Below are 5,839 nucleotides of genomic sequence, written 5' to 3' on the forward strand. Positions count from 1 at the left end.
CCGGCCCTTGATCATTCTTGGGGACCAGTTGGGGACCGGCGCCCTTGACTCAGGTCAGCGGGTCATGACGATCGGGCTTGGTAGCGAGCGTGGTGCGCGGAGCACGCTGAGGTGTGCGGAGAGCGCGGCCCCGGCGGCGGTGATCTTGTGTACGTCAGGATGCAGGTAGCGCTGGGTGGTGGTCAGGGAGCCGTGTCCGGCGATCTTGCGTAGGACGTGTACCTGGACTCCGGCGTCGGCGAACCAGGTCAGTCCGGTGTGCCGGAGGTCGTGGCGGCGCAGGTGCTCGTAGCCGAGCTTGGTGACCACGTCGTCCCAGTGTGTGGCGTCGCGCAGGACGGCGGTGGAGATGCGTCCGCCGCGCGGGCCGGTGAACAGGCGGGCATCGGGATTGGGGCCGGCGGACAGGATGCGCTGGGCGACGAGGGGGCGGATCTCCTCGACGATGGGAACTTTGCGGGCCCGCTTGCCTTTGGTGCCCTTGTCGGTCAGTCCGCCGGGCGCGGGTGTGGTCTGGCGCCGTACGGTCCAGATCCACTGGTTGGTGTCGATGTCTCCGACGCGGCAGCCTGAGACCTCGCCGATCCGTGCGGCGGTGCACGCGGCGAAGATGACCACGTCTCCCCAGCCGCGGTAGTGGTCGTGGGAGGCGGCCACGAGTGCGTCGGCCAGCGCGACGAGGGTCTCCCAGTCGGGCAGGGCCAGCGCGCGTGGGTCGAGGAGTTCGTCCTCGGCCTGCTTGTAGAGTTTCTGCCAGCCGGTCACCCGGGCGGGGTTGACCTTGATGATGCCGTCGCGGACTGCCTGCTCCATGACGCGGACCAGGACGGCGATGGTGTTCTTCACCGTCGAGCGGCTGTGCTCGTCGGCAATCCAGTTCTGCACGGTGCGGTCGACGACGCCATTGGTGATCATCCGTACAGCGAGGTGACCCAGGGCGGGGACCACACGCATCCGCCAGCCCGACAGGTAAGGGTCCAGCGTTTTCAACTCCAGGCCGCGCAGGGCGAGATCCATGTTCGCGTCGCCGTACTCGGCGAGCTTCATGGTGGCCAGCGACGGGCTCAGGCCGGCCTGCGCGGCCTCGATGATGTCCTGGAGCCATTCCTGCGCTTCGTCTTCGCTGTCCTTTCCCTCGGACAGTGACTGGCGGCGCTTGCTGGTCGGATCGGTCCACCGGACGCGTGCCCGATACGGAGTGGGGCGGTCAGGGCGGTACTCGATATCGGTGGAGAGCCGGACACCGACAGGAACGTTGGTCTTATCGGGCATTGAGTCCCTTGGTCGGGACGGTACGTCGGTGGCGCAGCCATTCCTCGACGTCAAGGGCGCTGTACATGACGACGCGTTCTGAGACCGTGACGAAAGGCGGCCCCTGGGGAGGCTGGGCGGTGCGCCAGCGGCGCAGGGTTGAGGCGTCCACTCTCAGCCAGGCAGCGAGGTCACTGGTTGAATACCAGGCGCTGGTGAGGAGAGGTGCTCGGGTATCAGGTGGGACGGCATGATGGTGAGCAGTTGCAGGGTCCGCTGCAGCCTCCTTATCGTGATGCGGTTCGGCGTTGGCAATGGTTGCTATTGGTTCATTGGGCAAGTGCGGCTGTTCTCCGGGGAGTACGGAACATTAGACGGATCTGCGGAAGAGTCCAGAGACGGACAGCACAGTTCGCGAACGGAGAACGCGCGGCGAATTTCCGGCAGGCAGCGGCGACGCGCCTTCACTATCGCTTCGAACTGTGTTGTGCTCGGGTGCGGACGTTGGCGCATTAATCGTCTCCGGAAACGCCGGTTTGGCTAACCGGCGTTTCCGGGCTATGTTGCCGCCGCGCCGGATGGCAGTAGACGGCCTTTCGGATGTTTCACCGCCGTGTCCGTTGACGCAGCCGGGAGTCCCAGAAAAATCCCGGGGAACTCCTACTGCCCCTCGCCACTCTTCCGGCTCTATGCAGGCCATGCGGGTGCGGTGTGAGCTGGTGTTCGTGCATCGGTGGTCTGCCCTGAACGAACGGCAACGCGCGCTTCTCGACCGGCTCGCCGCCGGTGAAGATCCGGTGGCCTGGTTGCCGGGGGAGTGGCGGTCGGCCTATGCCCTACGCGACCGTGGGCTTCTGAAGGTCAGGCGCGGTGACGAGGAGGTGCATGTGGAGGTGACCGAGGCCGGCCGCTTCTACCTCCTGCACGGTCGTCATCCCGACGACCCGGCGTTTGCAGACAGCGGCCACCAGACGGCGTCCGCCGGTACTGAGCCTTTGGCGGCATGCGCTGGGCGGCGCGGATCCACGGGCCGAAGGCGCACTCCGATGCCTTACAGCGAACGGTCCGTCGCCCGCGCGAGGCGAGCGAAGGCGATGGAGTTGGTAGAGCGGCTGGCTGCCGAGGGGCGTTTCCGGCTCGCCGAGCCCGATGACGACGAGGTCGCGGAATGGCGGCGCGTTGTCGATTACGCGAAGCGACACGGACTGGAACCGCACGGTAAGCGCATCGAGAAGGCCCGCTTCGGTGCGCGGGGCCTGGAGATGGTCCTTGCAGACGGCCCGCATCCCAATTCGCGGAGCCAGAAGCCGAAAGGCGACGTCTCCGTGGTCCCGGTCCCCACGCGACTGAGTTCCGTCCATCCGGCCGTGGCCGTGCTGAGGGACGACGAGGAGTGGTTGGTGATGCCCTCTGTGCTCCGTCGCCGCTCGCTGTTGATTCTCCAGGCACTGGCCGCAGAGGCGATCCGGCGCGGGTACGAGGTGAGAGAGGGCAGGCCCTTTTACTCGCGTCGCGAGGGCGGAGTGGTCGTGGTCGTCGACGGCTTCGCGTACACGGTCACCCTCAAACAGGAGTTCCCGCAGTCCACGAATCCGGAGCGAACCGCACGCCTCGTAGTCGAGCTTGACCACGGTCGGACCAGCCGCCCGGGCCGCTGGCGCGATCGGGAAAGCAGGACGCTGGAGGACATCCTGGGGGTGATCCTCGGGGAGATTGAGGCGCGAACAGTGGAGCATGCCGAGCGCCGGGCGAGTGAGGAACGGGCCAAGGCGGAACGTGAGATCCACTGGCAGCGAGCCATGGAGCAGGCCAAGCAGGAAGCCGTCCAGGACCAGCTTGCCGAGGTGCTTCGCGAAGAGGCTGGACGCTGGCGGGAGGCGGCTGCACTGGGGGACTACTGCGATGCCCTGGAACGCCGCCTCGCCGAGCTGGGCAGCATTCCGGACGAGGTGGATCCGGCTGGGCCCCGACGCTGGCTCGAGTGGGCACGTGGTTACGTGCGGGCGATTGACCCTCTGAAGCAGCCCCGGGAGATGCCGACGCCACGTGATCCGACCCACGAGGAGCTGAGGCCGTATCTGCAGGGCTGGAGTCCTTACGGGGCTGAACGGCGGGTGGACCTTGATACGCGGGATGAGCGGCACGTCGACTCGACCGGTTCCCGATGACCCACCACGTGGAGTGCGTTGCCATCCTTGAACCGGCCGCCAAGGGTTCCTGACCTGCGGTTTTGTGGGTGCGCATTATGTGCGGTGTGGGCGTTACGGGCGATATCTTGACGCTGAAATGACGCTCGTGACGCTCATCTGACGCTCGTTCTGATGGGGTGTCAGGAACCTGTCGGGCAGGTCAGACCCTGTCAAGATGGCGAGCATCGATAGGGCGCCGAGGGCAGGCGACACTGAGCGCCGACCTACTGAGTCCTGCTTGTCACATGTCCCGGAAGAGACCAGCGAACGCGGTGACCTGCCACGATGAGTGGCCTATAGTCGCTGACCTGTGCGAATGACCTTTCAGCTGTTTCACGCTCGTGCCGCTTGGCGGGGCCGGAAGTCCCAGAAAAGTCCCAGGGGACTCCCACCTGCTCCGAAACGGCGCGGGCCGCGGTGCATGTTCTTCACGGCTGGTACGGCAGGTGATGTCGCCGCTGGGCAGGCGGCCTGTGACCAGGTAGGTGTTGACCGTGATGGTGGCGCAGACGGGGGTGCTGGGGATGCCGTACACGCCGTGATCCCGTCCGCCCCGGACCTGGAAGAGGCATGAGCCGCGCAGAGCGCGGTGCATGGCCCGGCCGCTTGCCGCCGGTGTCTGGGAGTCCCACTGGTTCTGCAGGATGAGCGCGCCCACCGTGTTGCTGACCCGCGTGGCCGGTTCGGCGCCGCGCGGCCAGAAGGCGCAGGGTGTGATGTTGGAGGTGAAGTCGCCGTAGAGGGGGAGGCGAGCGCCGTCGCGTATGGCGTCGTGCCGGTAGCGGGCCGGGTCGCGGGGCCATGAGGCGGAGTTGTCGGCGCAGACGACAGCCCAGTGGAGTGCCTGGAAGTTGGCGTCGAAGGGGTCCGCGGGTTCGTCGGACGGCTGCGGATCCGGGCGGGTGGCGCGGGCCTTGCGGAGGCTGACGACGTTGCGCGCGGCCTGGTAGGGGTCGTAGAAGAACATCGGCCGCGGCGACTCGCGGATGTCGGCACCGGTGACGGCCCGGTCCTCGAAGTCGGGGTCGCTGCCGTTGTACTTGAGCGGTGGCGGTTGGCGCGGGCGAGCAGCTGGAAGAACGTGGCGCGGACCTTCGCGGGAGTGTCACCTAGGTGGTAGGTGCTGTCCCGGCGGGCGACCAGACGCATCCAGTCCTGGAACGCGGGCTCGACGCCCTCGGCTATGGCCTGGTAGGTGTCCCGGCCGAAGCGGTTCGGGTTCACCGAGCTGTCCAGGACGATGCGGTCTCTGCGGGCCGGGAACATCTGGGTGTAGACGGCGCCGAGGTAGGTGCCGTAGGACAGGCCCATGTACGAGATCCGCTTCTCGCCCGGGATGGCACGGATGACGTCCATGTCCCGTGCGGTGTTACGGGTGGTGAGATACGGCAGTCGGGCGCGGTCCCGGGCGACGCACTTCGCGGCGAAGTCGCGGGCGGCAGCGCTGTTCTGGAGGATGTGGTCGGCACCGCTGAACATCTGCTGGCCGGCCTGGTCGACGAGGGCTGGGGCTGGCCTGCTACGGCCGCCCGGTCCGCCTGGGTAAGGACCCCACCCGGACCGGGACCAGATTCCTCGCCGCCGACGACAACGCCTGCCGATTGTGAGAACACCTCCACCAGCGGCGACGTTGATAGGTGCGAGCACTCGGAGTTGAGGGCCGACAGCAAACGGCTAACGTCATTCGGTTTTCATGGAGAGCCCCAGGCGCGGTACGGTCCGACCGTGACCACCGCACGCAGGCCGAGAGGGCCGTACCGCAAGGGACTTGAGCGCCGGGCGCAGATCATGCGCGCCGCGCTGGAGGTGTTCGCCGAGCATGGGGACCGGGGGTCGTCGCTACGGGAGATCGCCGACCGGGTCGGCATGTCGCAGGCCGGGGTGTTGCACTACTTCGACTCCCGCGAGGAGTTGCTGACGGCGGTCCTCGCCGAGCGCGACACCGCGGACGCGGCGGAGCACACGATCACGGCAGTCAGCCCGGGTGAGGCGATGGTCCGAACCGCGGAGCACAACACCCGTACGCCGGGCCTGGTCAGTCTGTTCGTGAACCTGTCGGCCGATGCGACCGATCCGGAGCATCCTGCGCACGGGTTCTTCGCCGAGCGCTACACCCGCCTGCGCGAGACCGTCGAGGACGGGCTGCGCCAGGGCCAGGCCGACGGGACCGTACGCACCGACATCCCGGCAGACCAGCTGGCGCAGCTTCTCATCTCCGTCTCCGACGGCCTGCAGCAGCAGTGGCTGCTGGACGAGGGCATCGACATGGTGGCCGCGATCGACGCCTTCAACCGACTCTGCCGGCCGCCGGGTCGTCGGGCCCGCTGGCGGGCACACGTCCGGGTTCTCCGCCTCGGCCATGGCCTGCTCGACGCTCAAGCCCGCTGGGGGAGAGATCC

General features: G+C 67.5%; 4 protein-coding genes and 1 pseudogene. 2 read left to right on the forward strand and 3 right to left on the reverse strand.

The window, feature by feature from the left end; translation table 11 throughout:
* Positions 1-54: 54 nt before the first annotated feature.
* Positions 55-1,272, reverse strand: a complete 1,218-nt coding sequence (locus tag STRTUCAR8_RS20230; RefSeq protein WP_006377724.1) for a tyrosine-type recombinase/integrase — start codon at positions 1,270-1,272, stop codon at positions 55-57.
* Positions 1,273-1,940: 668 nt separating this feature from the next.
* Here STRTUCAR8_RS20230 and STRTUCAR8_RS20235 point away from each other — a divergent pair.
* Entirely contained in the window at positions 1,941-3,419 is a 1,479-nt protein-coding gene (locus STRTUCAR8_RS20235; RefSeq protein WP_006377722.1) for a hypothetical protein, read from the forward strand.
* A gap of 262 nt (positions 3,420-3,681) precedes the next feature.
* On the opposite strand, the gene STRTUCAR8_RS54305 is transcribed toward STRTUCAR8_RS20235, so the two are convergent.
* Both STRTUCAR8_RS54305 and STRTUCAR8_RS55680 read right to left on the reverse strand, forming a co-directional pair.
* The gene (locus STRTUCAR8_RS54305) at positions 3,682-4,407 is read right to left on the reverse strand and encodes an alpha/beta hydrolase (protein ID WP_006377725.1); all 726 of its coding nucleotides are present in this window, start codon (positions 4,405-4,407) and stop codon (positions 3,682-3,684) included.
* A gap of 32 nt (positions 4,408-4,439) precedes the next feature.
* Positions 4,440-4,919 (reverse strand): annotated as a pseudogene (locus tag STRTUCAR8_RS55680) (alpha/beta fold hydrolase); the annotation flags it as partial.
* A gap of 246 nt (positions 4,920-5,165) precedes the next feature.
* Here STRTUCAR8_RS55680 and STRTUCAR8_RS20245 point away from each other — a divergent pair.
* Positions 5,166-5,839: TetR/AcrR family transcriptional regulator (locus STRTUCAR8_RS20245; RefSeq protein ID WP_241784695.1), on the forward strand; the 674-nt coding region annotated here is incomplete at its 3' end.

This window comes from Streptomyces turgidiscabies Car8, assembly GCF_000331005.1.
GTDB classification, from domain to species: domain Bacteria; phylum Actinomycetota; class Actinomycetes; order Streptomycetales; family Streptomycetaceae; genus Streptomyces; species Streptomyces turgidiscabies.

Coding starts and splice junctions, on each gene's coding strand:
- STRTUCAR8_RS20230 (WP_006377724.1), bottom strand. CDS start 1,272: ATGCCCGATAAGACCAACGTTCCTGTCGGTGTCCGGCTCTCCACCGAT.
- STRTUCAR8_RS20235 (WP_006377722.1), top strand. CDS start 1,941: ATGCAGGCCATGCGGGTGCGGTGTGAGCTGGTGTTCGTGCATCGGTGG.
- STRTUCAR8_RS54305 (WP_006377725.1), bottom strand. CDS start 4,407: ATGTTCTTCTACGACCCCTACCAGGCCGCGCGCAACGTCGTCAGCCTC.